Annotated in this window: 25 protein-coding genes and 1 riboswitch; of the genes, 15 read left to right on the top strand and 10 right to left on the bottom strand. The window is 73.3% G+C overall.

From position 1 onward, the window contains the following. Window positions 1-240: 240 nt before the first annotated feature. A complete protein-coding gene (locus ACGF3J_RS10945; RefSeq protein WP_393853953.1) occupies window positions 241-909 on the bottom strand; it encodes a DUF4097 family beta strand repeat-containing protein in 669 nt (222 codons plus the stop codon). Window positions 910-1,131: 222 nt separating this feature from the next. Here ACGF3J_RS10945 and ACGF3J_RS10940 point away from each other — a divergent pair, with 222 nt between their 5' ends. Then, window positions 1,132-1,884, top strand: coding sequence for a helix-turn-helix domain-containing protein (locus ACGF3J_RS10940; RefSeq protein WP_393853952.1), 753 nt, complete (start codon window positions 1,132-1,134; stop codon window positions 1,882-1,884). A 98-nt stretch (window positions 1,885-1,982) separates the two neighbouring features. Next, window positions 1,983-2,642 carry a TetR/AcrR family transcriptional regulator gene (locus ACGF3J_RS10935; RefSeq protein ID WP_393854038.1) on the top strand — a complete coding sequence of 220 codons (660 nt, stop codon included), beginning with the start codon at window positions 1,983-1,985 and terminating at the stop codon, window positions 2,640-2,642. A 245-nt stretch (window positions 2,643-2,887) separates the two neighbouring features. Here ACGF3J_RS10935 and ACGF3J_RS10930 read toward each other — a convergent pair whose 3' ends face one another. Continuing rightward, window positions 2,888-3,541, bottom strand: a complete 654-nt coding sequence (locus ACGF3J_RS10930; RefSeq protein WP_393853951.1) for a TetR/AcrR family transcriptional regulator — start codon at window positions 3,539-3,541, stop codon at window positions 2,888-2,890. A 126-nt stretch (window positions 3,542-3,667) separates the two neighbouring features. Here ACGF3J_RS10930 and ACGF3J_RS10925 point away from each other — a divergent pair, with 126 nt between their 5' ends. After that, window positions 3,668-5,290 carry an MFS transporter gene (locus tag ACGF3J_RS10925; RefSeq protein ID WP_393853950.1) on the top strand — a complete coding sequence of 541 codons (1,623 nt, stop codon included), beginning with the start codon at window positions 3,668-3,670 and terminating at the stop codon, window positions 5,288-5,290. 28 nt (window positions 5,291-5,318) lie between these two features. Here ACGF3J_RS10925 and ACGF3J_RS10920 read toward each other — a convergent pair whose 3' ends face one another. The 6 genes from ACGF3J_RS10920 to ACGF3J_RS10895 all read right to left on the bottom strand — a co-directional run bounded on the left by ACGF3J_RS10920 (window position 5,319) and on the right by ACGF3J_RS10895 (window position 10,085). Further along, a complete protein-coding gene (locus ACGF3J_RS10920; RefSeq protein ID WP_393853949.1) occupies window positions 5,319-6,167 on the bottom strand; it encodes an ATP-binding cassette domain-containing protein in 849 nt (282 codons plus the stop codon). Continuing rightward, window positions 6,164-6,913 (bottom strand): cobalt ECF transporter T component CbiQ, encoded by a 750-nt coding sequence (gene cbiQ / locus ACGF3J_RS10915; protein WP_393853948.1) that lies wholly within the window; start codon window positions 6,911-6,913, stop codon window positions 6,164-6,166. The genes ACGF3J_RS10920 and cbiQ overlap by 4 nt, the downstream gene beginning before the upstream one ends. Beyond that, on the bottom strand, window positions 6,914-7,252 hold the full coding sequence (locus ACGF3J_RS10910) for an energy-coupling factor ABC transporter substrate-binding protein (protein ID WP_161326443.1): 339 nt from the start codon (window positions 7,250-7,252) through the stop codon (window positions 6,914-6,916). Next, on the bottom strand, window positions 7,249-7,956 hold the full coding sequence (locus tag ACGF3J_RS10905; RefSeq protein ID WP_161326442.1) for an energy-coupling factor ABC transporter permease: 708 nt from the start codon (window positions 7,954-7,956) through the stop codon (window positions 7,249-7,251). Before ACGF3J_RS10905 ends, ACGF3J_RS10910 begins: the two co-directional genes overlap by 4 nt. Window positions 7,957-7,985: 29 nt before the next feature. Continuing rightward, window positions 7,986-8,171, bottom strand: a riboswitch (cobalamin riboswitch). Window positions 8,172-8,247: 76 nt separating this feature from the next. Further along, on the bottom strand, window positions 8,248-8,793 hold the full coding sequence (locus ACGF3J_RS10900; RefSeq protein ID WP_393853947.1) for a potassium channel family protein: 546 nt from the start codon (window positions 8,791-8,793) through the stop codon (window positions 8,248-8,250). Further along, window positions 8,790-10,085, bottom strand: coding sequence for a chloride channel protein (locus ACGF3J_RS10895; RefSeq protein WP_393854037.1), 1,296 nt, complete (start codon window positions 10,083-10,085; stop codon window positions 8,790-8,792). Before ACGF3J_RS10895 ends, ACGF3J_RS10900 begins: the two co-directional genes overlap by 4 nt. Window positions 10,086-10,359: 274 nt before the next feature. Between ACGF3J_RS10895 and ACGF3J_RS10890 the strand changes: the two genes are divergently transcribed. The 8 genes from ACGF3J_RS10890 (at window position 10,360) to ACGF3J_RS10855 (ending at window position 18,777) form a co-directional block, all read left to right on the top strand. After that, window positions 10,360-10,821, top strand: a complete 462-nt coding sequence (locus ACGF3J_RS10890; protein ID WP_161326441.1) for a hypothetical protein — start codon at window positions 10,360-10,362, stop codon at window positions 10,819-10,821. Window positions 10,822-10,917: 96 nt separating this feature from the next. Continuing rightward, window positions 10,918-11,310 (top strand): cell division protein SepF, encoded by a 393-nt coding sequence (locus ACGF3J_RS10885; protein WP_161326440.1) that lies wholly within the window; start codon window positions 10,918-10,920, stop codon window positions 11,308-11,310. Window positions 11,311-11,407: 97 nt separating this feature from the next. Next, window positions 11,408-12,562, top strand: a complete 1,155-nt coding sequence (locus tag ACGF3J_RS10880) for an ATP-binding protein (RefSeq protein ID WP_393853946.1) — start codon at window positions 11,408-11,410, stop codon at window positions 12,560-12,562. Next, window positions 12,559-12,903: a nucleotide pyrophosphohydrolase gene (locus ACGF3J_RS10875; protein WP_393853945.1), complete on the top strand. Its 345-nt coding sequence runs from the start codon at window positions 12,559-12,561 to the stop codon at window positions 12,901-12,903. Before ACGF3J_RS10880 ends, ACGF3J_RS10875 begins: the two co-directional genes overlap by 4 nt. 201 nt (window positions 12,904-13,104) lie before the next feature. Further along, window positions 13,105-13,575, top strand: a complete 471-nt coding sequence (locus ACGF3J_RS10870; protein WP_122618403.1) for a DUF6099 family protein — start codon at window positions 13,105-13,107, stop codon at window positions 13,573-13,575. Window positions 13,576-13,627: 52 nt separating this feature from the next. Further along, the gene (locus ACGF3J_RS10865) at window positions 13,628-14,551 is read left to right on the top strand and encodes an LLM class F420-dependent oxidoreductase (protein WP_161330646.1); all 924 of its coding nucleotides are present in this window, start codon (window positions 13,628-13,630) and stop codon (window positions 14,549-14,551) included. A gap of 156 nt (window positions 14,552-14,707) precedes the next feature. Further along, a complete protein-coding gene (locus tag ACGF3J_RS10860) occupies window positions 14,708-16,177 on the top strand; it encodes a 3' terminal RNA ribose 2'-O-methyltransferase Hen1 (protein WP_393853944.1) in 1,470 nt (489 codons plus the stop codon). Continuing rightward, window positions 16,174-18,777, top strand: coding sequence for a polynucleotide kinase-phosphatase (locus ACGF3J_RS10855; protein ID WP_393853943.1), 2,604 nt, complete (start codon window positions 16,174-16,176; stop codon window positions 18,775-18,777). Before ACGF3J_RS10860 ends, ACGF3J_RS10855 begins: the two co-directional genes overlap by 4 nt. A gap of 27 nt (window positions 18,778-18,804) precedes the next feature. Here the strand turns inward: ACGF3J_RS10855 and ACGF3J_RS10850 are convergent, their stop codons facing one another. Next, complete coding sequence (locus ACGF3J_RS10850; RefSeq protein WP_161330649.1) at window positions 18,805-20,091, bottom strand: cation:proton antiporter; 1,287 nt, start codon at window positions 20,089-20,091, stop codon at window positions 18,805-18,807. A 167-nt stretch (window positions 20,092-20,258) separates the two neighbouring features. On the opposite strand from ACGF3J_RS10850, the gene ACGF3J_RS10845 reads away from it, so the two are divergent. The 3 genes from ACGF3J_RS10845 to ACGF3J_RS10835 all read left to right on the top strand — a co-directional run bounded on the left by ACGF3J_RS10845 (window position 20,259) and on the right by ACGF3J_RS10835 (window position 24,125). Then, complete coding sequence (locus ACGF3J_RS10845; RefSeq protein ID WP_393853942.1) at window positions 20,259-21,482, top strand: arginine deiminase; 1,224 nt, start codon at window positions 20,259-20,261, stop codon at window positions 21,480-21,482. Between the two features lie 91 nt (window positions 21,483-21,573). Beyond that, window positions 21,574-22,581 (top strand): ornithine carbamoyltransferase, encoded by a 1,008-nt coding sequence (argF, locus tag ACGF3J_RS10840; RefSeq protein WP_393853941.1) that lies wholly within the window; start codon window positions 21,574-21,576, stop codon window positions 22,579-22,581. Between the two features lie 101 nt (window positions 22,582-22,682). Beyond that, window positions 22,683-24,125, top strand: coding sequence for an amino acid permease (locus tag ACGF3J_RS10835; protein WP_161330654.1), 1,443 nt, complete (start codon window positions 22,683-22,685; stop codon window positions 24,123-24,125). On the opposite strand, the gene ACGF3J_RS10830 is transcribed toward ACGF3J_RS10835, so the two are convergent. After that, window positions 24,082-24,522, bottom strand: a complete 441-nt coding sequence (locus ACGF3J_RS10830; RefSeq protein WP_346346212.1) for an ATP-binding protein — start codon at window positions 24,520-24,522, stop codon at window positions 24,082-24,084. The genes ACGF3J_RS10835 and ACGF3J_RS10830 overlap by 44 nt on opposite strands. Window positions 24,523-24,754: 232 nt before the next feature. Between ACGF3J_RS10830 and ACGF3J_RS10825 the strand changes: the two genes are divergently transcribed. Beyond that, window positions 24,755-25,582 carry an enoyl-CoA hydratase family protein gene (locus tag ACGF3J_RS10825; protein WP_161330656.1) on the top strand — a complete coding sequence of 276 codons (828 nt, stop codon included), beginning with the start codon at window positions 24,755-24,757 and terminating at the stop codon, window positions 25,580-25,582. Window positions 25,583-25,586: the final 4 nt, after the last annotated feature.

Raw genomic sequence — 25,586 nt, 5'->3', positions numbered from 1 at the left:
GGCCGCGGCCGGCGCCGCGAAGCACACGGTCGCGCCGCCGTCGAGGAGTTGGCGCCCCGTTCGTTGGCCTCCCCGGACGCCCTCGCCCTGTCGTGGTCGCGCATGGAGCGGAACGGCTCGCCCGCGCCCCGGAACGGAGTGGTCAGGGAGGACCTCGCAACCGGGGTCAGCCCTTCGCACCGCGGGCTCTCACCGCTCCCGCCGGGCATCCGTTCTGGGTGATCGCGCGCAACCTCGTCGTCACAGGCTGCGCGCGCTGATGTCTCCGTAGGACGTCGTCGCCCGGATGTGCAGGGCGGCGGTGTCGTCGGCGTTCTTCAGGGCGTTGTGGACGCGGCCGTACGAGGTGCCGGCGTCCAGTGACGCGGAGACGCCGCGGGCGGCGCCGATCGACACGTCGCCGGACTCGGTGCTCAGCTCGACCGTGCCGCTCAGCGCCTCGGCGACGCGGATGTCGCCCTTCTGCGTGCCGAGCCGCGCGTCACCGCCCAGCCTGCCCACCGTGACGTCGCCGGCGAGGAGGATGAGGCGGGCGCTCGCGGCCTCGTCGAGCTTGACCGAGCCCTTCGCCCCCTCGAAGTCGACGTCGCCGAGCCGGCCGACGCCGCGGAACTCGGAGTCGGCCGTCTTCGCCTCGACGCGGGAGCCGGCGGGCAGCCGGACCGTCACCTCTATGGCGCCGGAGTTGGCGAGCATGCGGTTCTTCGCCGGTGCGGCCGCGATCCGCAGCACGCCGTCGCCGTACGCCACCGTCGCCTGCTCCGCCGCCTTCGCGTCGGTGCCCTTCCCGGGGTCCGCGGGGAGGATCTCGACCACGGTGTCGACCCGGTCTGCGGCGATGAGGCGGATGCTGCCCGCGGGGACGTCGAGGAGGACCGAGACCGGGGCAGGGGTGTCGAAGGTCTGCATCGTTGCGCTCCTTGGCCTTGTGGTTTCTGTTGATGGAAACGCTACGTTGCGTTCGCGGAACGTGCAATGCATTGGTTGCATTCGAGTAGAGAATGTGCAGCTCAAAGCGGTGAAAGTGTTGCAATGGGATGCTGGATAATGCAACGCGCGTCAAGGGTTCGTTGCAATGGAATGGTCGCGAACGCTACACTCCACGCGCCACGGAACACGAGGGAGGCCGCGATGCCGGGAGGCAGACTCACCGAGCAGGAACGTCAGCAGATCGCGCTGGGGGTGGCCGACGGCCTCGCCTACGCGGAGATCGCCAGACGTCTCGACCGGCCGACCTCCACCGTCACCCGGGAGGTCATGCGCAACGGCGGCCCCACCGCCTACCGCGCCGACCTCGCCCACCGGGCCACCGAACGCCGCGCCCACCGCCGCAGGCAGCCCGCGCCCCGGGCGGTCGAGGCGCCGTCGGTGGCCGACGGGCGGGACGCCGAGGGTGTGCGGGAGTTCGAGGAGGTCTTCACCACCGTCCTCATGCAGTCCGGTATGCCCAAGATGATGTCCCGCGTGATGGCCTGCCTCACCATCACCGACTCGGGCAGTCTCACCGCCGCCGAACTCGTCGAGCGCCTCCAGGTCAGCTCGGCGTCCGTGTCCAAGGCCGTGGCGTTCCTCGACGGCCAGGGCTTCGTCCGCCGGGAGCGCGACGAGCGCCGCCGCGAGCGCTACGTCGTCGACGACGACGTCTGGTACCAGTCGATGATGGCCAGCGCCCGCACCACCCTCCAGATCGTCGAGACCGCGCGGCAGGGCGCCGGCGTCCTCGGCTCCGGCACCCCCGCCGGGGTCCGCCTGGAGAACGTCGCCCGGTTCCTCGACTTCGTCTCCGAGGGCATCGCCCGCGCCGCCGAGCAGGCCCGCGACATCCTCTACGTGAAGGCCGGGACGCCCGCCGGTGACCGCGCCGAGCCGGTCGAGGAGCGCTGATGATCGGCGGCCACGCTCCCGCGTACGCCACGTGCCAGAATGGAATCTTCGTCACCCCCGCCGTCCCGCCACCCCCGCAACGCCGCCCCGAGGTCGCCGTGTCCAAGCCCGTCGCCCGTGCACCGCAGCGACGCAACGCGCGGTCCAACCGGGCGCGCATCCTGGCCACGGCCCGCCGGGAGCTGGGGCGGAACCCGGACACCACGCTGGAGGAGCTGGCCCGCGCCGCCGGTGTCGTACGGCGGACCCTCTTCGGTCACTTCCCGGGACGCGCGGCGCTCCTCGAGGCCCTCGCCGAGGAGGCGTCCGAGGTGCTGCGCGGCGCGATGGCCGACGGGGCGGAGCGGGTCGGGCCCGGCGAACCGGCCGACCGGGCGCTCGCGCACTTCGTGCTGCTGATGTGGCCCGTGGGCGACCGCTACCGGATGCTCCTCGCGCTGGCCCGGCACGACCTGGGCGTGGAGCGCGTCGCCGAGATCCTGGCCCCGGCCCGCGCCGAGGTCACCGCCATCCTGGAGCGCGGCCAGCGGGACGGCGTCTTCCCCGCACATCTGCCGCCGGCCGTGCTGAGCGCCGGACTGGAGGCGATGACCGTCGCCCTCCTGGAACAGGTCAACACCGGGGCCCTGGAGGACGACGGCACCCGGGCCGCCGTCGCCACGCTCATCGCGGCCGGCGTGCCCCGGCGCCGCGCACACACGGTGGTCGCGGAGGCCGGCCCGGCACCGGTACCGGAGGAGTCCACTCCCGACACGTAGGCCACCGACCGCTCCCGTCGGCTCAGCGACCGCTCCCGCCGGGCCACCGGCCGCTCCCGCCGGGTCAGTGACCGCTCCCGCCGGGTCAGCGACCGCTTCCGCCGGCTCAGCGGCCGCGCCCCGGCCTCGTCCCCGCGGAGAGCCGTGCGCCTCCCGCCGGGTCAGCGACCGCTCCCGCCGGGTCACCGGCCGCTCCCGCCGGGTCACCGGCCGCTCCCGTCGGCTCAGCGACCGCTCCCGCCGGCTCAGCGGCCGCGCCCCGGCCTCGTCCCCGCGGAGAGCCGTGCGCCTCCCGCCGCCTCCGCCGCCGCCCCGCGCTCCACCCCCGCCACCATCAGCGCCGCCACCGCCGCCCCCGTGCCGTCGTCCTCCCAGGTCCCCGACCGCGCGCAGCCCAGCAGCGCCAGCAGGTGTGCCTCGAGGGCCGCCCCGAGCACCCCCGCCGGAACGCCGGTGTGGAAGACGCCCGCCCGCTGCCCGCGCGCGATGATCCCCGTGACCGTGGAGCGGGCGGGGCCGAGGACGGCGTTCACCGGGTCGGGGCCGAGTCCTCGGCGGCGGGCGAGGACGATGAGCGTGCCGTAGCGGTCGCCGACCGGCCACAGGGCGCGAACGAAGCGGCCCAGCGCGGTCGCGGGGTCGTCGCCCGGGGCGGACGCGTCCGCTGCGGCGAGGGCGTGCCGTACCGCCCGCGCGGCCTCCTCGACCAGCCCTTCGACCAGTGCGTCCCGGCCGGTGAAGTGGACGTACACCGTGCGGCGCGCCACGCCGGCCGCCGCGGCGACCTCCGCGAGGCTGCTGTCGGGATCGCGGACCAGCAGCCGCTCGGCCGCACACAGGATCCGGGCACGGGTGCTCGTCCCGCCGCCTCCGCTGCTCGCGCCGGGTCCCCTTCGCATGCCGCCTCCCTCCTCCTCGACCTCGCCGAACAGTCATATTTGCACACCGCTGTGCAACAAACTACGCTGAGATTTGTCTGCACATCGATGGGCAATTAACTTGCCCGCGCCTTCCCGGAGCCCTCCATGCCCCTACTGGCCACCACCCCCGTCGAGAAGATGAACGGGCCCTACCCACGGCGCTGGTGGGCCCTCCTCGTGCTGTGTCTGAGCCTGCTGATCGTCGTCATGGCCAACACGTCCCTGATCGTGGCCGCGCCGGACATGACCGCCGACCTGGGCCTGAGCAGCAGCGACCTGCAGTGGGTCATCGACGGCTACACCGTCCCGTACGCCGCGCTGATGCTGGTGCTCGGCGCGATCGGCGACAAGTACAGCCGCCGCGGCGCCCTGATCGCCGGACTGGTGATCTTCGCGGGCGGCTCGGTGATGGGCAGCCTGGTCGAGGAGACGGGGCTGGTCATCGCGGCCCGCGCGGTCATGGGCGTGGGCGCCGCCGTCGTCATGCCCGCCACCCTCTCCCTGCTGGTCGCGGTCTTCCCCAAGGGCGAGCGGGCCCGCGCCATCACCGCCTGGACCGCCACCTCCGGACTCGCCATCGCGGTCGGCCCGCTGGTCGCCGGCTGGCTCCTGGAGGACCACGCCTGGGGCTCGACCTTCCTGGTCAACGTCCCCATCGCGGTCCTCGCGGTCGTCGGCGCGCTGCTCCTCGTACCGCCGTCCAGGGCGGCCGGCATGGGCCGGATCGACTACGTGGGCGGTCTGCTCTCCATCGTCTCCGTCGGCTCCCTGGTCTACGCGACCATCGAGGGCCCGCACTTCGGCTGGGGCGCCGGCCCGGTCACCGCCGCAGTCGTGGCGGGCGTCGGCCTGGTGGCCTTCGTCGCCTGGGAGCTGCGTCACCCGCACCCCATGCTGGACGTGCGCCGGTTCCTGCTGCGGCCCTTCAGCGGCTCGATGCTGGCCGTGCTGTTCTTCTTCTTCGGCACCTACGGCGCCATCTACTACGCCACGCAGTTCCTCCAGTTCGTGCTCGGCTACGGCGCGCTGGAGACGGGTGTGCGGCTGCTGCCGCTGGCCGGGGCCGTGTTCGTCGGCGCCGCGGTGACCGGGCGGCTCACCCCGAAGCTGGGCGTGAAGGCCATGGTCGGCTCCGGCATGGCGATCGGCACGGCCGGTGTCTTCCTGCTGGTCCTGATCGACCAGGGCTCCACCTACGCCGACTTCCTCGCCCCGATGCTGCTCCTCGGCCTCGCGATCGGCCTCAGCGTCTCCCCGGCCACCGACACGATCATGGGCACCTTCCCGGAGGACGAACTGGGCGTCGGCGGCGGCGCCAACGACACCGCGCTCGAACTCGGCGGCTCGCTCGGCATCGCCGTCCTCGGCTCCCTCCTCGGCACCGCCTACCGCGACGAGCTGGCGAGCCTGGTGGGCGACCGCCTCCCGGCCGCCGCGCTGGACACCGCCCAGGACTCGGTGGGCGGCGGACTCGCCGTCGCCCAGCGGCTGGCCACCGACCCGGCCGCCGGGCCCGAGCAGGCGCAGGCCCTCACCGACGCCGTCGACCGGGCCTTCGCCCACGGCGTCTCGACGACCAGCCTCGTCGGCGGCATCATCATGGCCGTCGGTACCGTGATCGTCCTCGCGGTCCTGCCGGGCCGCCGCGGCGGCGGCGCCGAGGACCGTCCCGAGGGCGAGCCGACCGCGGCCACCGCCGATCCGGAGCACAGCGACTCCGCGCGCTGACCCCGGGCCGCCCCGGCCGGCGCACGCGTCAGTCGGCCAGGGCGGCCAGCTCCTCCGGAGTGCGGGGTCCGGAGGCCGACTCCGGCAACAGGCCCCGCGCCCGCAGCAGTTCGGCCGCCGCGACGCCCCAGGGCAGCCGCAGCCCCGCCTGCCGCAGCAGATCCGTGCGGGCCAGCGTCGCGGCCGTCGGACCGGTGCGCACACCGTCCGGGGTGAGCAGCGCTGCATCGTCCGACCAGCGCAGGGCGAGGTCGACGTCATGAGTGGCCATCACCACCGTGGTGCCGCCCGCCCGGAGCCGGTCCAGCGTGGCGAGCAGCCGCTCCTGGCCGTCGGGATCGAGCCCGGCGGTCGGCTCGTCCAGGATCAGCACCCGCGGCCGCATCGCGACCGCCCCCGCGATCGCCGTCCGCTTGCGCTGCCCGTACGACAGCAGATGGGTCGGCCGGTCGGCCAGCGCCCCGATGTCCAGCGCGGCGAGCGCCTCGCCGACCCGGGACCGGACCTCCGCGTCCGGCAGGCCCAGGTTCAACGGTCCGAAGGACACGTCCTGCCCCACCGAGGCCGCGAAGAGCTGGTCGTCCGGATCCTGCACCACCAACTGCACCGTGCTCCGCAGCCGGGTCAGCCCCTTGCGGTCGTACGCCACCGGCTCCCCGCCGAGCGTCAACGTCCCCGCACGCGGCCTCAGTCCGCCGCTCAGCAGCCGCATCAGCGTGGTCTTGCCGCTGCCGTTGCGGCCGAGCAGCGCCAGCGCCCGCCCCTCGCGCACCGAGAAGTCCAGCCCGGCCAGCACGTCCGGGCCCTCCTCGTAGGCGAAGGCCGCACCCCGCAGGGCGACCAGCGCCTGCGCGGTCGCCTCGCTCGTCCCACTCACGACAACGGCCTTTCCAGTACGAGGGTGAGGGCGGCCAGCGCCGCGAGCAGCGCGCCGCTCGCCGCAGTGAAGGCCACCGAGACGCGGGCCTCGGGCACCAGGACCCGCAGGGTGCCGTCGTAGCCGCGGCCCGCCAGACCGGACTGGAGCCGCGCCGCCCGGTCGAAGGCCCGCACGAACGCCGTGGCGCCGAGCCCGCCCAGTGAACGCCAGGTCGCCGCCCGGGTGGTGTGCCCCAGCCGCGCGGCCTGCGCCTCCCGGACCCGGCGCACCGAGTCCAGCAGCAGGAAACTCATCCGGTACGTCACCAGCGCCACGTCCACGACCGGCGCGGGCACCCCGGCCCGCACCAGCCGGGGCAGCAGGTCCGACATCGGCGTGGTGAACGCGAACAGCAGCACCCCGAGCGAGGCCGCGGAGGTCCGCAGCAGCAGCTCACCGGCGCGCACCGGGCCGCCCTGCGCCACCGTCAGAAACCCGCCCGCGCCCCCGACCTGGACCAGCAGCGGCAGCGCGCCCGTCACACAGAAGCCCAACGGCACCCGGTACGCCCGCCACAGCCGCCGTCCGGGCACCCCCGCCGGGCCGAGCAGCACCGCCAGCGCCGTCACCAGCACCAGCGCCGCGCCCGGCCAGGGCGGCAGCGAGATCGCGAGCACGGTCAGACCGAGACCGAGCACGGCCTTGTCCACGGGGTGGCGGCGGCGCCACCGACTGCTGTGGGCCGCCGCGTCGATCGGCAGCACTCAGTCCCCTGCGGGAGTGTCCCGCAGTGCCGCCGCCGCCCGCTCCTCGCCCTGCCGCCGGCCCCGGCGCACACCGAAGTAGTACGCCAGCACACCCGCGCCGAGCGCGGCCTGCACCGCGAACAGCGCCGACTCGATCTCCCCGGACGGCGGTTCGTACAGCGGCGAGAACCACGGCTCGTAGTCCGGCTCGATCTCCGTGATCGCCGTCTCCGCCTCCGCGTCCGCGCCGGCGAACGGCTCCTCCTTGTGGTCGCCGAGCCCCAGTACCAGCGGCAGCACCGCGAGCGCGGCCACGGCGAGCAGCAGCAGGGCGTTGATCTTCGCGTTGCGGGTCATCGGGCCACCGCCTCCTGCTCGTCGGTCGTGGTCTTGCCCGACCGGGTGAGCAGCACGCCCAGCCGGGTCAGTTCGCCCTTGCTGGACTGCACCAGCAGCCGCATCACGATGACCGTGAGCAGGCCCTCGCTGACCGCGAGCGGGATCTGCGTGACGGCGAAGATGGATCCGAACTTGCCGAGGGCGCCGGTGAATCCACTGCTCGGGTCCGGGAAGGCCAGCGCCAGCTGCACGCTGGTCACGCAGTAGGTGGACAGGTCGGCGACGAACGCGGCGAAGAACACGGCGACCATCAGCGGCACGTCGTAACGGCGCAGCAGCCGGTAGACGCCGTACCCGGCCCAGGGACCGACGATCGCCATCGAGAAGACGTTGGCGCCGAGCGTGGTCAGCCCGCCGTGGGCGAGCAGCAGCGCCTGGAAGAGCAGGGTGATGGTGCCCAGTACCGCCATGATCGGCGGCCGGAAGAGGATGGCGCCCAGACCGGTGCCGGTCGGATGGGAGCAGCTCCCGGTGACCGAGGGCAGTTTCAGGGCGGACAGGACGAACGTGAAGGCACCGGAGGCGCCGAGGAGCAGCGTGCTCTCCGGGTGTTCCCTGACCTCACGGGTGAGTGACCGGACTCCGTGGACGACGAACGGCGCGGACGCGACACCCCAGGCGATCGCGTGCGCCGGTGGCAGAAAGCCCTCGGCTATGTGCATGGCTCAGCAGACCCTCTCCAGCACCTCGTGGATGGACGACGCGCCCTGGCCGGTCTCCTGGCTGACGGGTACCGCTGTCCGTGCAACGCCTTCCCGGGTCACGAGGACCCAGTGGCTGCCCGCGAGGGCCGGAGCCGGACTTCCCGATTCACAGTGGCGAGGGCCGCACCGGCATCACACCGGATTTCCCGTTCACCAAGGCGTGGCGACAGTAGTGCTCCCACGGGGCTGGTGACAAGCAGGCATCCTGCCGCGCCGACCCGGCGGACACGGCTCGGGGCTGCGGAAACGTCAGCCGGACCGGTCCCGTTCCGTGCGCCGGACCACCATGGCGCGGGCCCGCGTGCTGAGCGCGGTCGCGGCGGCGGTGAGGAACACGAAGCTGTAGGCGATCTGGATCAGGGTGACGATCCGGGCGGACTGCCCGCTCGGCGTGATGTCCCCGTACCCGACCGTGGCGAGCGTGACCACCGTGAAGTAGAGCGCGTCGACACGGGTGTGCAGGCCGGTGAACTCGCCGGGCTCCTTGGCGAGGGCGTAGTACGTGGCCGAGAAGATGTGCACGGACAGGATGATGAGCAGGGTGATGACCATGCCGGGCTTGGTCTCGGGCCGGTCCACGAGGACGTGGTGGATCTGCCGGAGCAGCAGCGCGGCCACGAGGGCCAGCAGCAGGGCGCACAGTACCCAGCTCAGCACGGGCCGGTGCGGCCCCAGGTGGTCGAGGGGGAGCAGGAAGTAGGCCACGGCCACGGCCACCGCGACGCAGCCGCGAACGACCCAGGGCCGGGCGGTGTGCCAGCCGGAACGGGTCCGTACGGTGCGGCGCTCCGTCACCCGGTCGTTCCCGTCGTCGGGGCGTGGGCCGCCTCCGGTTGCGTCCGGCGCACCACCTGGGCGACGACGAAGGAGACCACCGACGCGGTCACGATCAGCGGCATCTGGTCGTACGCGTCCCCGCCCGTCAGCAGCACCGCGAGGACCGCGCTGGACAGCGGCAGCCCCGTCACGGCGGCCGCCGCGGCGGAGATGCCGAGGGCGAGGGCGGGGGTCACGCCGAAGCCGGGCAGCCCGGAACAGGCCATCGCCGTCGCCGTGCCCAGCAGCACGGACGGGAAGATCGGACCGCCGCGCAGGCTGCCCAGCGCGATGCCCCACGCCAGCCCCTTGCACGCGACCAGGGCGATCAGCGCGCCCACCGGCCAGGCGTGCGGGTCGGCCGCGAGCTGGGCGAGCGCGGCCTGCCCGGAGAGCGCCGCCTCGGCCGGGGAACGGCCGGTGATCAACGCGTACGCCGCCACGCACACCCCGACCGCCGTGGCGCAGACGACCGTGCGCACGGCCGTGTGCCGCCGGGTCCACGAGACGGTGCGGTGCCCCAGCTCGCGGGCCAGCGTGATGAGCACGGCGATCAGCGCCGCCGTCGGGATGCCCCACAGGAAGTCGCCCACGTCCGGGTTGGCGGCCGGCGGCAGGTCGGGCAGGGCCAGTGCGCCGATCTTCAGGCCGGTCCACTGCCCGAAGCCGGTGAAGACCAGGGAGCCGGTGGCGCTGGCCAGCAGACAGGGCAGCAGCAGGACCACCATCTGCGCCCCGGCCAGGCCCGCGCCCTCCATGAGCAGGACGGCCGCGGCCACCGGACCGCCGAGGATGGTGGAGATGGCGGCCGTGGAGCCGGCCGTCGCGAGGATCGCCCCGGCCCGCTGGTCGCCGCCTGCCCCCGCCCGCCGCCGCACCGCCAGCAGCGCGAGTCCGCTGCCGACCGCCATGAGCGGGGCCTCGGGACCCAGCACCACGCCGAGCGGCAGGGTGGCCAGCGCGGCCAGGACCGCGCCCGGCAGCGCCTTGGGGCCGACGGGCGGCCCGCCCAGACCGTTCACCGGCAGATGCCCGCCGGCGCCCGGCATCCGGGTCACGATCGGCGCGAGGATCAGCCCGGCCAGCACCAGCGCGGGCAGCGGCCACCACCAGGGCGGGGTGTCGTAACCGGCGGCCTCGGGCAGCGAGGTCCACACCCAGTGCTGCAACTGGTGCTGGAGACCGACGAAGAAGAAGCAGGCGAGCGCGATCGGCACGCCCAGCAGCACGCACAGCAGCAACAGCCGCCGGTAGCCGGGGCTCAGCAGCATCTCCCGCAGCGACTGCTCGGCCCGTCCCGGGGCGGCGTTCGCCGGCGCCGGCCGACTCGTCACGTGCCCTCCTTCGTCCGCTCCCGCGGGTGCGGCTCAGTTAACGCGAGGGGGCGCGGGGCCGCATGCGCACGCCGGGGCACCGTTCACCCGTACGGCGGACCCGCGTGGCCGGGGGGCCCGGCGCCCCGCAGGCTCGGAACGACCCGGCGGCGCCGTGCCGGTGCCGGTGGGCCGAGGCCCGTACGGGGGACACGCAGAAAGGACCGCGCACATGAGCCAGCACGCCGAACCCACTCCCGGACGCCCGTCCCACGGCGACGGCACCTGGTCCCAGCGCTCGGCCGGCCGGCCCGGCGGCTGGGCGGCCGGCGGCGTCGTCTTCGCGGGCGTCCTGCTGATGCTGAACGGCGCCCTCGCCGTCCTCCAGGGCATCGCGGCCATCGCCGAGGACGACGTGTACGCCCGCATCGGCACGTATGTCTACGAGATGAGCCTCACCGGCTGGGGCATCGTCCACGTCGTCCTCGGCGCCCTCGTCCTCTTCGTCGGATACGGACTGCTCAAGGGCATGGCCTGGGCGCGGGTCGCGGGCATCGTCATCGCCTCGCTGAGCCTGATCGCGCAGTTCCTGTTCCTGCCGTACGCGCCCGTCTGGTCCGTGATCATGATGGCGATCGACGTGTTCGTCATCTGGGCCCTGGCCAGCCGTCAGGACGCCGAGTCCGGGGTCTGAGCCTCGCCGACCGTGTCGCAGTTGGGCCGAACGGGTGACTTGACGTAAGAATTGGCTGGTGCAGGCAATAACGGCGAGTGGAATGCGGGGGAGCCGGTGAACAGCCACGACGTCACCGATGAGCAGTGGGAGGGGCTCGCCCAGGTCGTTCCGCTGCGCGGACGCGACGCCTGGCCCTCGGCGGTCGGTCACCGGGCGATGCCCGAGGCGGAGACCGAGCGGCGCCGCCGCTTCGTGGTGCTGCGGGTCAACGTGTTCGCGGACGCGCGCGAGGTCGCCGAGACCCTGATGGCGGGCATCCCGGTCCTGCTGGACCTGACCGGCGCCGAGGGCGATGTCGCCAAGCGGGTCCTGGACTTCAGCACCGGCGTCGTCTTCGGACTGGCCAGCGGGATGCACCGGGTCGACCGCAACGTCTTCCTGCTGAGCCCGGCGGGCACCGAGGTCAACGGACTGATGGAGGACGCCGTCGGGGTCCCCGGGGTGTGACGGCGCCGCCCGGCCCCTGACGGCGCCGTCCCCCGATCGTAGGAACGCACTCCGGGCAAAACGGTTCGCCGTACGGGGGAGTACCTACGGTCCGCATATGGCAGCGTCATCCGCGTCGACGGCGTCCGTCGCACCGCTCCCCGGCCGGCCCCGCGTCACGGAGCTGCGGTTGTCCGCCTTCGCGGGGCACCGGCGCGCGGTGCTGCGGCTGGGGCCGCTCACCCTGCTCGCCGGGCCCAGCGGCTGCGGCAAGACCACCGCCCTCAGGGCCTATGACGCCCTGGCCCGGCTCGGCGGCGGCGCGGAACTCGGCGCCGTGTTCCCCGACCCCCTCGCCTGCGTGCCCGAACGGGCCCGGCCCGACGCCCAGCGGCGCCGGGGCTTCCGCATCGGCTGCACGGCCGACGGCGCCGAGGGCCCGGTCCACCTGGACGTCGCCGTGCAGGCGGAGCCCGAACTGCGGGTCGTGGGGGAGCGGCTGTCGGCGGACGGCGTCGTGCTGCTGGAGACGGCCCTGCGCGACCCCGGCCGGCGTGCCGTGCAGGCCGCCTGGCACACGGCCGGTTCGGCGCCGGTGACCCGCGCGCCCCTGCCCGACGACCGGCTCGGCACCCCGCTGCTGCCGCTGCGGGTGGCCGGCAAGACGGACGGGCAGCGCAGGGTGCTGGCGGCCGCCGAGCAGATGGTGGTCGCGCTGCGCTCCGTCTTCGCCTGCGACCCCCGGCCCGGCCGGATGCGGGAGCCCGTACCGACCGGCTCCGGACGCCTGCTGGGCGGCTGCGACAACCTCGCCGACGTTCTGTGGCGCACCCGCACCGAATGCGGTCGGCGGCACGCGCAGTTCGTCGCGGCGGTCCGCACCGGCTGCGCGGGCCCCGTCGCGGACGTACTGGCCGAACCCGCCGTCGGCGGCGTGGTCCGCGCCCTCCTCGACCGGGGTGACGGGGTGCGCACCGGCCTGGCCCGGCTCGGCTACGGCGAACTGCGCTACCTCGCCCTCGCCCTTGTGCTGTTCACCGGGCCCGGGGTGCTGGAGGTCGACCCGGCCGGCGAGGTCCCCGCCGCGCTGCAGACGCTCACCGTCCTCGCCGACGGCCTCGACCGCGGCCTGGACGTGCGCCAGCGAGCCGAACTCCTGCGGCTGGCGGCGCGGATGTGCGATCGTGGCCACATCCGCCTCGTCGGGGCGGTCGCCGACGCCTCGTGGGCGGCGGGGGCGGCCGGCGTCACGGTGGTACACCTGGACCCGTGACCGATCACCCCCAGGACCTCGCCGTACTGCAGCGCAGGCTCGCCGAGTTCGCCGCCGCCCGGCACTGGCAGCCGTACCACACCCCCAAGAACCTCGTCGCGGCGCTCAGCGTGGAGGTCGGCGAACTCGTCGAGATCTTCCAGTGGCTGACGCCCGAGCAGTCGGCCGCCGTCATGGCCGACCCGGACACCGCGCACCGGGTCCGGGACGAGGTCGCCGACGTCCTGGCCTATCTGCTCCAGTTCTGCGAGGTGCTGGGCGTCGATCCGCTGGCCGCGCTGGCGGCGAAGATCGAGCGGAACGAGTCGCGCTTCCCCGTGCCGGACCCGCGGGACGACTGAGCGGCAGGACGGCCGGGTACGGAGGAGCCGACCACTCCGTTATCACTCTCCGAAGTCAAAATCCGGCCAGTTATCGAGATGTTGTCCGAAGATTTCCGCCTTCCTCTGGCTTTTCGCCCCACACGCATTCACTCTGGGTAGTGAGTAGCGGAGTTCGGGCGGACGCGCCGCGCGCGCGTCGCAAACAGACGGGGGCAGCGCATGGACGCTGTGCGGCTCATCGTGACCAGTGGGCGTGCCCTGGCCGCCGGCGGAGAGGTGCCGGACGTCCTGACCGAGGTGTGGCAGGTGCAGGCCCTCGCCCAGGCGATCGGCAGCCGGCTGGCCGTCCACGGCCCACCGGAACTGCGCGGCGAGGCCATCGGCCTGACCGAACTGGCGGGCCGCGGCTGCGGAGTCCTGCACACCCCGGACCTCGCCCCGGGCGAACTGCGCGCCGCCCAGCTCACCGAGCTGGGCGACGCCCGCCAGGCCCTGATGCGCCTGGGCACCCTGCTCGGCGAGACCGGCATAGCCCTGGTGGGCATAGCCTGCGCCGCCGACGACGAGGCCACCTACTGGCAGTGCGTGGAGGCGATCGACGCGGCGGACGAATCACGCGACCGGGTCCTGGAGATGCTGCGCAAACTCACCGACCGCGACGCCGGGTTGCCGGAGCGGGAGGCCGGCTGACGCCGGGAGAGCCTGTCCGGCGCACCCGCGTCGAACAGGCAGGATGGAACGTATGGATCTCCGTATCTTCACCGAGCCCCAGCAGGGGGCCACCTACGACACCTTGCTCGCCGTGGCCAAGGCCACCGAGGACCTCGGCTTCGACGCCTTCTTCCGCTCGGACCACTATCTCCGCATGGGCTCCTCGGACGGCCTGCCCGGCCCCACCGACGCCTGGATCACCCTGGCGGGCCTCGCCCGGGAGACGAAGCGCATCCGCCTCGGCACCCTCATGACCGCGGGCACCTTCCGGCTGCCCGGCGTCCTCGCCATCCAGGTCGCGCAGGTGGACCAGATGTCGGGCGGCCGGGTCGAGCTGGGCCTGGGCGCCGGCTGGTTCGAGGAGGAGCACACGGCGTACGGCATCCCCTTCCCGAAGGAGAAGCTCGGCCGCCTGGAGGAGCAACTGGCCATCGTCACCGGTCTGTGGGCCACCGAGACCGGCAAGACCTTCGACTTCCACGGCACGTTCTACGACCTCACCGACTCGCCCGCGCTGCCCAAGCCGGCGCAGCCGAAGGTGCCCGTGCTCATCGGCGGCCACGGTGCCACCCGCACCCCGCGCCTGGCCGGCCAGTACGCCGACGAGTTCAACATGCCGTTCGCCTCCGTCGAGGACACCGAGCGGCAGTTCGGCCGGGTGCGGGCCGCCGCCGAGGAGGCCGGCCGCGGGGCCGGCGCCCTCACCTACTCCAACGCGCTGGTCGCCTGCGTCGGCAAGGACGACGCCGAGGTCGCCCGCCGCGCCGCCGCGATCGGCCGCGAGGTCGACGAGCTGAAGGCCAACGGCCTCGCCGGCTCCCCGGCCGAGGTCGTCGACAAGATCGGCCGGTACGCCGCCGTCGGCGCCCGTCGGATCTACCTCCAGATCCTCGACCTCGACGACCTGGACCACCTGGAGCTGATCTCCTCCCAGGTCCAGGCACAGCTGTCCTGACGCCCCCACACCCGCCCGATAACCGAAGGCGCCGGTCACCGGCCCTGTGCGATGGTGTGACCGTCGTCCTGCCGGAGCCCCCCGGGATCACTCACCCCGGGGGCTCCCGCGCGTACGGCGCCTCCTAAGCGTCCACCGGCCGGAGAGGCCCTCACCATGTTCCTGACCGTCACCACCACCGGCACCCCCGAGCGCCCCGCGACCGACCTCGGTTTCCTGCTGCACAAGCATCCCGACAACGCGCAGGCGTTCTCCACCTCCTTCGGCACGGCCCACGTGTTCTACCCGGAGGCGGACGAGCAGCGCTGCACGGCGGCGCTGCTGCTGGAGGTCGACACGGTGAAGCTGGTCAGGCGCGGCAAGGGCAAGGGCCGGGGCGGCGCCCCCGACGCGGCCCTCGCGCAGTACGTCAACGACCGCCCCTACGCGGCCTCCTCCCTCCTCGCCGTCGCCCTGAGCAACGTCTTCTCCAGCGCGATGCGCGGCGTGTGCAAGGCCCGCCCCGGGCGTGCCGCCGAGCCGCTGCCGCTGCGCGTCGAGATCCCGGCGCTGCCCGCCCGCGGCGGCCCAGGCCTCGTCCGCCGCCTCTTCGAGCCGCTCGGCTGGGACGTCACCGTCGAGGCCGTACCGCTGGACACCGAGTTCCCCGAGTGGGGCGACTCCCGTTACGTCCGCCTGGTCCTGGAGTCGGGCGCCCGCACCCTCTCCGACGCCCTGCGCCACCTGTACGTCCTGCTGCCGGTGCTCGACGACGCCAAGCACTACTGGGTCTCGCCGGACGAGGTCGACAAGCTGCTGCGGGCCGGCGAGGGCTGGCTGCCGGGCCACCCCGAGCAGAGGCTGATCACCAGCCGCTACCTGTCCCGCCGCTGGTCGCTGACGCGCGAGGCGATGGAGCGGCTGGAACTGCTCCGGCTGGCGGAGACCGACGACAGCGAGGTCGAGGAGATCGACAACGCCGTCGCGGCCGAGACCGAGCAGGAGGACCGGCCGACCCCGCTCGCCGTGCACCGCCGCGAGGCCGTCCTCACCGCGCTCCGCGACCACGCCGCCGCCCGCGTCCTCGACCTCGGCTGCGGCGAGGGCCACCTGGTGCGCGAACTGCTCAAGGAACCGCGGTTCACCGAGATCACCGGCGTGGACGTGTCGGTGCGCGCGCTCACCATCGCCTCCAGGCGGCTGGGGCTGGACCGCATGGGTGAGCGGCAGGCCGCGCGCGTGAAGCTCTTCCAGGGCTCCCTCGCCTACACCGACAAGAGGCTGGGGGGCTACGACGCCGCTGTGCTCAGCGAGGTGATCGAACACCTCGACCCGCCGAGGCTGCCCGCCCTGGAGTACGCGGTCTTCGGCGCCGCCCGCCCCCGCACCGTCGTCGTCACCACGCCGAACGTCGAGTACAACGTGCGCTGGGAGACCCTCCCGGCCGGCCACGTCCGCCACCGCGACCACCGCTTCGAGTGGACCCGCGAGGAGTTCCGGACCTGGGCCGAGGCGGTCGCCGAACGACACGGGTACGAGGTCGGGTTCCGCCCCGTCGGTCCCGACGACCCCGAGGTGGGACCGCCCACCCAGATGGCCGTCTTCAGCACCAGGACCCCGACCGAGAAGGAGGCGAAGGCCGCATGACCGCCAAGGACACCCCCGGGACCACCGACACCACCGCGAGGACCCGGATCCTCCCCGTCACCGACCTCTCCCTCGTCGTGCTGATCGGCGCCTCCGGCTCCGGCAAGTCCACCTTCGCCCGGCGCCACTTCAAGCCCACCGAGGTCATCTCCTCCGACTTCTGCCGGGGCCTGGTCGCCGACGACGAGAACGACCAGAGCGCCAGCCGGGACGCCTTCGACGTCCTGCACTACATCGCCGGCAAGCGGCTCGCGGCCGGCCGGCGCACCGTCGTCGACGCCACCAACGTGCAGCAGGACGCCCGCCGTCAGCTGATCGAGCTGGCCAAGCGGCACGACGTGCTGCCCATCGCGATCGTCCTCGACGTCCCCGAGCAGGTGTGCGCCGAGCGCAACGCCACCCGAACCGACCGCGCCGACATGCCCCGCCGGGTCGTCCAGCGCCACACCCGCGAGCTCCGCCGCTCCCTGCGCCACCTGGAGCGCGAGGGCTTCCGCAAGGTGCACGTGCTGCGCGGCGCGGCGGAGGCCGAGCACGCCACCGTCGTCACCGAGAAGCGGTTCAACGACCTCACCCACCTCACCGGACCGTTCGACATCGTCGGCGACATCCACGGCTGTGCCGCCGAACTGGGCGCCCTGCTCGGCAAGCTGGGCTACGCCGACGGCGTCCACCCCGAGGGCCGCACCGCCGTCTTCGTCGGCGACCTGGTCGACCGCGGCCCGGACAGCCCCGGCGTCCTGCGCCGCGTGATGTCCATGGTGAAGTCGGGCAACGCGCTGTGCGTGCCGGGCAACCACGAGAACAAGTACGGCCGCCACCTCAAGGGCCGCAAGGTCCAGCACACCCACGGACTCGCCGAGACCATCGCGCAGATGGACGGCGAGAGCGAGGAGTTCCGCGCCGAGGTACGGGAGTTCATCGACGGACTGGTCAGCCACTACGTCCTCGACGGCGGCCGGCTCGTGGTCTGCCACGCCGGTCTGCCGGAGAAGTACCACGGCCGCACCTCCGGCCGGGTCCGCTCGCACGCCCTCTACGGCGAGACCACCGGCGAGACCGACGAGTTCGGGCTGCCGGTGCGCTACCCGTGGGCCGAGGACTACCGGGGCCGCGCGGCCGTGGTCTACGGCCACACCCCGGTCCCGGAGGCGACCTGGCTCAACAACACCATCTGCCTCGACACCGGTGCCGTCTTCGGCGGCAAGCTGACCGCGCTGCGCTGGCCGGAGCGCGAACTGGTCGACGTACCGGCCGAGCGGGTCTGGTACGAGCCGGCGAAGCCCCTGCGAACCGAGGCCCCCGGCGGACACGACGGACGCCCGCTGGACCTGGCCGACGTCCAGGGCCGCCGGGTGGTGGAGACCCGGCACGCGGGCCGGGTCACCGTGCGCGAGGAGAACGGGGCGGCGGCCCTGGAGGTCATGAGCCGCTTCGCCACCGACCCCCGGCTGCTGCCGTACCTCCCGCCGACCATGGCACCCACCGCCACCTCGTCGGTGGAGGGCTACCTGGAGCACCCGGAGGAGGCGTTCGCGCAGTACGCGGCGGACGGGGTGGCACGGGTCGTGTGCGAGGAGAAGCACATGGGTTCGCGGGCGGTGGCGCTGGTGTGCCGCGACGCGGACGCCGCGCGTGCCCGCTTCGGGGATGGGGGCACCTCCCGCTCGAGCGGAGCCGAGAGTGGGGGAGGGCCCACGGGCTCCCTCTACACCCGTACCGGCCGCCCGTTCTTCGACGACGCGACCGTGGCCGAGGCGGTCCTGGACCGGCTGCGCGCGGCGATCGGCGAGGCCGGACTCTGGGACGAACTGTCCACCGACTGGCTGCTCCTTGACGCCGAGCTGATGCCCTGGTCCCTGAAGGCCTCCGGGCTGCTGCGCTCCCAGTACGCCGCCGTGGGCGCCGCCTCCGGCGCGGTGTTCCCGGGCGCGCTGGCCGCGCTGGAGGGTGCCGCCGCGCGCGGCGTCGAGGTCGCCGGCCTCCTCGCCCGTCAGCGCGAACGGTCCGCCGACGCCGCTGCCTTCACGGACGCCTACCGCCGCTACTGCTGGACCACCGACGGCCTGGACGGCGTCCGCCTCGCCCCGTTCCAGATCCTCGCCGCCCAGGGCCGCAGCCTCGCGTCCCTGCCGCACGACGAGCAGCTCGCCCTCATCGACCGCCTCGTCGAGCACGACACCACCGGACTGCTGCACACCACACGGCGGCTGTACGTCGACACCGGCGACCCCGAGTCGGTCGCGGCCGGCGTCGACTGGTGGCTGGAGATGACCGGCCGGGGCGGCGAGGGCATGGTGGTCAAGCCGGTCGGCGCCCTGGTGCGGGACCCGCGGGGGCGCCTGGTCCAGCCCGGCATCAAGTGCCGCGGCCGCGAGTACCTGCGGATCATCTACGGCCCCGAGTACACCCGCCCCGACAACCTCACCCGCCTGCGCGGACGGTTCCTGGGCCACAAGCGGTCCCTGGCCATCCGCGAGTACGCCCTCGGCCTGGAGGCCCTGGACCGCCTCGCGGACGGCGAGCCGCTGTGGCGGGTGCACGAGGCGGTGTTCGGGGTGCTGGCGCTGGAGTCGGAGCCGGTGGACCCGCGGCTGTGAACCGGGTGACGCGGCGGCACCGCCGCGTCACCCCGCGGACGGCTTCACGGCGGTGTCCGGGACCGGGGCCGCGCGGCGGTCCCGGTCCGCCAGGCGGCGGGTCAGCAACAGGAACGGCTGGGTCAGCAGGGTGGTGGTCAGGGCCATGAAGACCAGGACCGTGTAGAGCGGGCCGCTCAGCAGCCCCGCCTCCAGGCCGGCGCCCAGGGCGATCAGCTCGGTCAGGCCCCGGGCGCTGAGCAGCACCCCGACCGTGCGCGCCTCGTGCCGGTCCAGTCCGCCCAGCCGGGCCGCCACCGTCCCGCTGCCGATCTTCGTCGCGACCGCCAGCACCGTCACCACCAGCAGGGCCGCCCAGCCCGTGCCGGTCATGCTGTTCAGCGCCACGGACTGCCCCGAGAGCACGAAGAAGAACGGCAGAAGCAGGGAGCCGACCTCGTGCAGCGGCCGCAGCAGATCGGGGTCGAGCGTGCCGCCCTCCTCGCGCGGGACCACCACCCCGGCGAGCAGCGCCCCGAAGATCACATGCAGCCCCAGGGAGTGCGTCACCCAGGCCGACCCGAGCGCGAACCCGATCAGCAGCGCCAACCGCAGCGACGGCTCCAGGCGGGTGCGCCACAGCAGCCGGCGCAGCACCGGCCGGGCGGCGAGCGCCATCACGGTGACGAAGCCGACGGCGAGCGCCGCCCGCCACGGCCAGCCGAGCGCCGCGTCCCCCGCACCGCTGTCCAGCAGCGCGGCAGCCAGCACCGTCCAGCACACCGCGTCCAGCATTCCGGCCGCCGAGACCGCCACCACCCCCGGCACCGAACGCGACAGCCCGTTCTCCCGCACGATCGCGGTCAGCACCGGCACCGCCGTTATCGACAGGGCGATCCCCGCGAAGAGCACCGTGGCGACCGATGGGTCCCGCTCCATGCCCAGGTCGTGCAGCGCGTCCCGGAACAGCAGCGCGCTGCCGCACCCCACGGCCATCGGCACCGCGAACGAGGCCAGGGCCACCATCACCGAGGTGCGCGCCCGGTCACCGAGGACCTTCAGATCCAGCTCGTAGCCCACCGCGAACAGGAACACGACCAGGGCGAACTGCGCGAAGCCGGTCAGCGCCGGGCCGATGGCCGCCGGGAACAGAGCGGCGTACGCGTCGGGGGCCAGACTGCCGAGCAGGGACGGTCCGAGGGCGATCCCCGCCGCCAGCTGTCCCACGATGCGGGGCTGGCGCAGCCGCCGGGCCAGCCAGCCGCCGGCGTGCGCGGCCACCAGGATCAGCGCCGAGGCACCCACGAAATGGGCGATCATCGAATCGGGACTCACCCGGACTCCCCCCTGACACGTGGCCGGGTGCTCCGGCCCTCGCTCTGGTCTACGCGAGGGCCCCGGGGCACACCGACGTCGCACGGGTGCACCGGGAGGGCGCACTTGTGGCCACGGGCACGTGAAAGCAGGGGGTGAAGGCGCGCCCGAATGGTCAGGATGGAGACATGGGATTCCACGTCGCATCCGAAGCCGGGCGGCTCAGCCGCGTCATCCTGCACCGGCCGGATCTCGAGCTCAAAAGGCTCACCCCCAGCAACAAGGACGCCCTTCTCTTCGACGACGTGCTCTGGGTGCGCCGGGCGCGCGCCGAGCACGACGGGTTCGCGGACGTGCTCCGCGACCGCGGGGTCGCCGTCCACCTCTTCGGCGACCTGCTCACGGAGACCCTCGACGTCCCGGCGGCCCGCCGGCTCGTCCTGGACCGGGTCTTCGACGAGAAGGAGTACGGAGTGCTGGCCACGGACCATCTCCGGGCCGCCTTCGAGAACCTGCCCGCTCACGAACTCGCCGAGGTACTGGTCGGCGGCATGACCAAACGTGAGTTCCTCCAGGCGCACCCGGAGCCGACCTCCGTGCGCTTCCACGCCATGGAGCTGGACGACTTCCTGCTCGGCCCGCTGCCCAACCACCTCTTCACTCGGGACACCTCGGCCTGGATCTACGACGGGGTCTCCATCAACGCCATGCGCTGGCCCGCCCGGCAGCGCGAGACGGTCCACTTCGAGGCGATCTACCGGCACCACCCGCTGTTCCGCGACGAGACCTTCCACCTGTGGTCCGAGGGGCAGGCCGACTACCCCTCCACCATCGAGGGCGGCGACGTCCTCGTGATCGGCGACGGCGCCGTGCTCATCGGCATGAGCGAGCGGACCACGCCCCAGGCCGTCGAGATGCTCGCCCACAAGCTGTTCGCCGCGGGCTCGGCCCGCACCATCGTGGCCCTCGACATGCCCAAGCGGCGCGCCTTCATGCACCTCGACACCGTGATGACGATGGTCGACGCCGACACCTTCACCCAGTACGCCGGGCTCGGCATGCTCCGCTCCTACACGATCGAGCCCGGCGCGGGGGAGAAGGACCTGAAGGTCACCGACCATCCGCCGGAGCACATGCACCGGGCGATCGCCGCCGCGCTCGGCCTGGGCGAGATCCGGGTCCTGACCGCGACCCAGGACGTGCACGCCGCCGAACGCGAGCAGTGGGACGACGGCTGCAACGTCCTGGCCGTCGAGCCGGGGGTCGTGGTCGCCTACGAACGGAACGCCACCACCAACACCCACCTGCGCAAGCAGGGCATCGAGGTGATCGAGATCCCCGGCAGCGAGCTGGGCCGGGGCAGGGGCGGCCCGCGCTGCATGAGCTGCCCGGTGGAGCGGGAGCCCGTGTAGCGGCCCGCACAACGGCGGGGATGTATAGAAATTCAGAAGTTCGTATAGACTTCCAGGAGTCAGCCCCGACCCTGTACCTCTGGAGCGCCCCATGGCGACAGTCCCGACCGCCCTCGCCGGCCGTCACTTCCTCAAGGAGCTGGATTTCACCGAGGAGGAGTTCCGCGGCCTGGTCGAGCTGGCCGCGGAGCTGAAGGCGGCGAAGAAGGCCGGGGCCGAGACACGGTATCTCCAGGGCAGGAACATCGCGCTGATCTTCGAGAAGACCTCGACGCGCACCCGTTGCGCGTTCGAGGTCGCCGCCGCCGACCAGGGCGCCTCGACGACCTACCTCGACCCCGCCGGCTCGCAGATCGGCCACAAGGAGTCCGTGAAGGACACCGCCCGCGTCCTGGGCCGGATGTACGACGCGATCCAGTACCGGGGGGACAGCCAGGCCAAGGTCGAGGAGCTGGCCGCCTCCGCAGGTGTCCCCGTCTACAACGGCCTGACCGACGACTGGCACCCCACCCAGATGCTCGCCGACGTGCTCACGATGACCGAGCACACCGACCGGCCCCTGTCGGAGACCGCCTTCGCGTACCTCGGTGACGCCCGCTTCAACATGGGCAACTCCTACCTGGTCACCGGCGCCCTGCTCGGCATGGACGTGCGCATCGTGGCCCCGCGCGCGTACTGGCCCGCTCAGGGAGTCGTCGACCGGGCGAGGGCGCTGGCCGAGTCCAGCGGGGCGCGGATCACCCTCACCGAGGACGTGGACGAGGGGGTGCGCGGCGCCGGGTTCGTCGTCACCGACGTCTGGGTCTCCATGGGCGAGCCCAAGGAGGTCTGGGCCGAGCGGATCAAGGCCCTCGCCCCCTACGCGGTGACCATGGACGTCCTGCGCGCCACCGGCAACCCGGACGTCAAGTTCCTCCACTGCCTGCCCGCCTTCCACGACCTGGGCACCAAGGTCGGCCAGGAGATCTTCGAGGCCCACGGCCTGGAGTCCCTGGAGGTCACGGACGAGGTCTTCGAGTCCGCGCACTCCGTGGTCTTCGACGAGGCGGAGAACCGGCTGCACACCATCAAGGCCGTACTCGTGGCCACCCTCGCCTGAACAGGCCCTATGCTGTCCGGCGGCCCCGGAGCCACCCCTTCCGGAGCCGCCGCCGCGACCACCGTCGCGCCCCGCACCACCAGAAACGAGCACCACCCGCAATGCCCGCTTCCCGCATCAAGTCCCCCCAGGTCCTCATCGCCGAATCCGGCGCCGACCGCGAAGGCCACGGCCTGCAGCGCACGATGGGCCTCTTCCAGCTCGTCTGCTTCGGCGTCGGCGCGATCGTCGGCACCGGCATCTTCGTCGGCCTGTCCGACTCCGTCGCCGAGGCCGGTCCGGCCGTCGTCGTCTCCTTCGTGCTGGCCGCGATCACCTGCGTCTTCACCGCGTTCGCCTTCGCCGAGCTGGGCGGCGCGATCCCGGTCTCCGGCTCCTCGTACTCCTTCGCCTACGCCGGGCTCGGCGAGCGCACCGCCTTCCTCGTCGGCTGGTGCCTGCTCCTGGAGTACGGCGTCTCGGTCTCCGCGGTCGCCGTCGGCTGGAGCCAGTACGTCAACGAGCTGCTCGACAGCGTCCTCGGTGTCCAGCTGCCGCACGCCCTGTCCGCGGGCCCCGGCGACGGGGGCGCGGTCAACCTGCCCGCGGTGATCGTCATCGCCCTGGCCTGCGTCCTCCTGGTGCGCGGCGTGCGGGAGAGCGCCCGGGCCACGGCCGCGATGGCCGTCCTCAAGCTGGCCGTCCTGATCGCCTTCTGCGCCATCGGCTTCGTCGCCTTCAAGGACGGCAACCTCAGCCCGTTCTCACCGGCCGGCCTCGGCGGCATCGGCGCCGGCACCACGGCCGCCTTCTTCTCGTACATCGGCTTCGACGCGATCACCACGGCCGGCGAGGAGGCCAAGAACCCGCGCCGGGACATCCCCGTCGCGATCCTGGTCTGCATCGGCCTGGTCACCCTGCTCTACTGCGCGGTCGCCGTCGCCGCGATCGGCGCCGTCGGCGGTGACGCGGTCGGCGACCGGCCCGCCGCGCTCTCGTACGTCGTCAACGAGGTCACCGGCTCCACGGTCGGCGGCGGCGTGGTCGCCTTCGGCGCGGTCGTCGCCATCGCCTCGGTGGTGCTCGCCGTCATGTACGGCCAGACCCGCATCCTGATGTCGATGTCCCGGGACGGACTGATCCCGCGGGTCTTCGAGAAGGTCTCGCCGCGCACCGCCACCCCGGTCGCCGGAACCCTGATCGTCGGCGTGGTCTTCGCCCTCCCCGCGGCCTTCGCGCCGCTGGACGCGGTGGTCAACCTGTGCACCATCGGCACCCTCGCCACCATGGCCGCCGTGAACGTCTCGGTCATCGCGCTGCGCCGCCGCGAGCCGGGCCTGGCCCGCACCTTCCGGGTGCCGCTGTACCCGGTGACCCCGCTCCTGGGCGTCGGTTTCTGCCTCTACCTGATGTACGAGACGGGCGGCGCCACCTGGCTCCAGTTCGCGGTGTTCCTGGCGGTGGGGCTGCTGGTGTACACGGCCTACGGCCGCAGGCACTCCCGCCTCACCCGTGCGGAGGTCACTCCGGAGAGCAACGCGGAGCGGGTACCGCAGGAAGCCTGAACCAGACCGCCTTGCCCGAGCCGGCGGGCCGGTGACCGCAGGACGAGCTGAGGGCGCGGATCAGCAGCAGACCGCGCCCGTGTTCCTGCCACGGGTCGGGCGGCTCGATCCCGGGGCGGGTGAGGTCGGCGGGCGGTGCCGGGTCCGGATCGTGCACCTCGACCTGGCAGCCGGTCGGCCTCAGCTCCACCACCAGCTCGATCGGCGTCCCGCCCGAGGTGTGCTCCACGGCGTTGGCGACCAGTTCCGCCGTCAGCAGCTCCGCGGTGTCGCCGTCCGCCGTGTGCTCCAGCTCGGCCAGGGCCGTGCGCACCAGGGCACGGGCCACCGGCACGGCCGCGGCGGAGTGCGGCAGCGCGATGCGCCAGGAGGCGGGAGCTTTGGAGTGATCTTGCACGGCGGGTCCGTTTCGTGGAGCAGGGCGTCCTGTCCTGCTTTCAACCGTATGAATGGTACGGCGCCACCCGGCAGAGCCGTTCGACGGGCACCCCCGGGACCTTCGGCCCTCCCGGCACGGGACTGAAGTATCGCGCCCTCGTGACGACGGTCACGGAAGGGTGATAACTTCGAAGGGCCGCGAGACACCACGCTCAGTGAGGCCGTGCCCGCCCTAGGAGGCCCCGCCCGTCATGAGTCCCTTCACCGGCTCCGCCGCCCCCACCTCCGACTGGCGGCACCTGCGCGTCGAGCGCGCCGACGGCGTCGCCACCGTCACCCTCGCCCGCCCCGACAAGCTCAACGCCCTCACCTTCGAGGCCTACGCCGACCTGCGCGACCTGCTCGCCGAACTGTCCCGGGAGCGGTCCGTGCGCGCCCTGGTCCTGGCCGGCGAGGGCCGCGGCTTCTGCTCCGGCGGCGACGTCGACGAGATCATCGGCGCGACGCTGTCCATGGACACCGCCCAGCTCCTGGACTTCAACCGGATGACCGGCCAGGTGGTGCGCGCGGTACGGGAGTGCCCGTTCCCGGTGATCGCCGCGCTGCACGGCGTCGCCGCGGGCGCGGGCGCGGTCCTCGCGCTGGCCGCCGACTTCCGCGTCGCCGACCCGTCCGCCCGCTTCGCCTTCCTCTTCACCCGCGTCGGCCTCTCCGGCGGCGACATGGGCGCCGCGTACCTGCTGCCCCGCGTCGTCGGCCTCGGCCACGCCACCCGGCTGCTGATGCTCGGCGACACGGTGCGGGCGCCCGAGGCCGAGCGCATCGGCCTGATCAGCGAACTGACCGACGAGGGCCGCGCCGACGAGGCCGCCCACGCCCTCGCCCGCCGCCTCGCCGACGGCCCCGCCCTCGCCCACGCCCAGACCAAGGCCCTCCTCACCGCCGAACTGGACATGCCCCTGGCCACGGCGATCGAACTCGACGCCGCCACCCAGGCCCTCCTGATGACCGGCGAGGACTACGCGGAATTCCACGCCTCCTTCACGGAGAAACGCCCCCCGAAGTGGCGAGGGAGGTAGACGG

This window comes from Streptomyces sp. NPDC048171 (assembly GCF_043202655.1).
In the GTDB taxonomy this organism is placed as follows: domain Bacteria; phylum Actinomycetota; class Actinomycetes; order Streptomycetales; family Streptomycetaceae; genus Streptomyces.
Note: the sequence above shows the minus strand (reverse complement) of the source record. Positions and strands in the feature narration are given on the sequence as shown.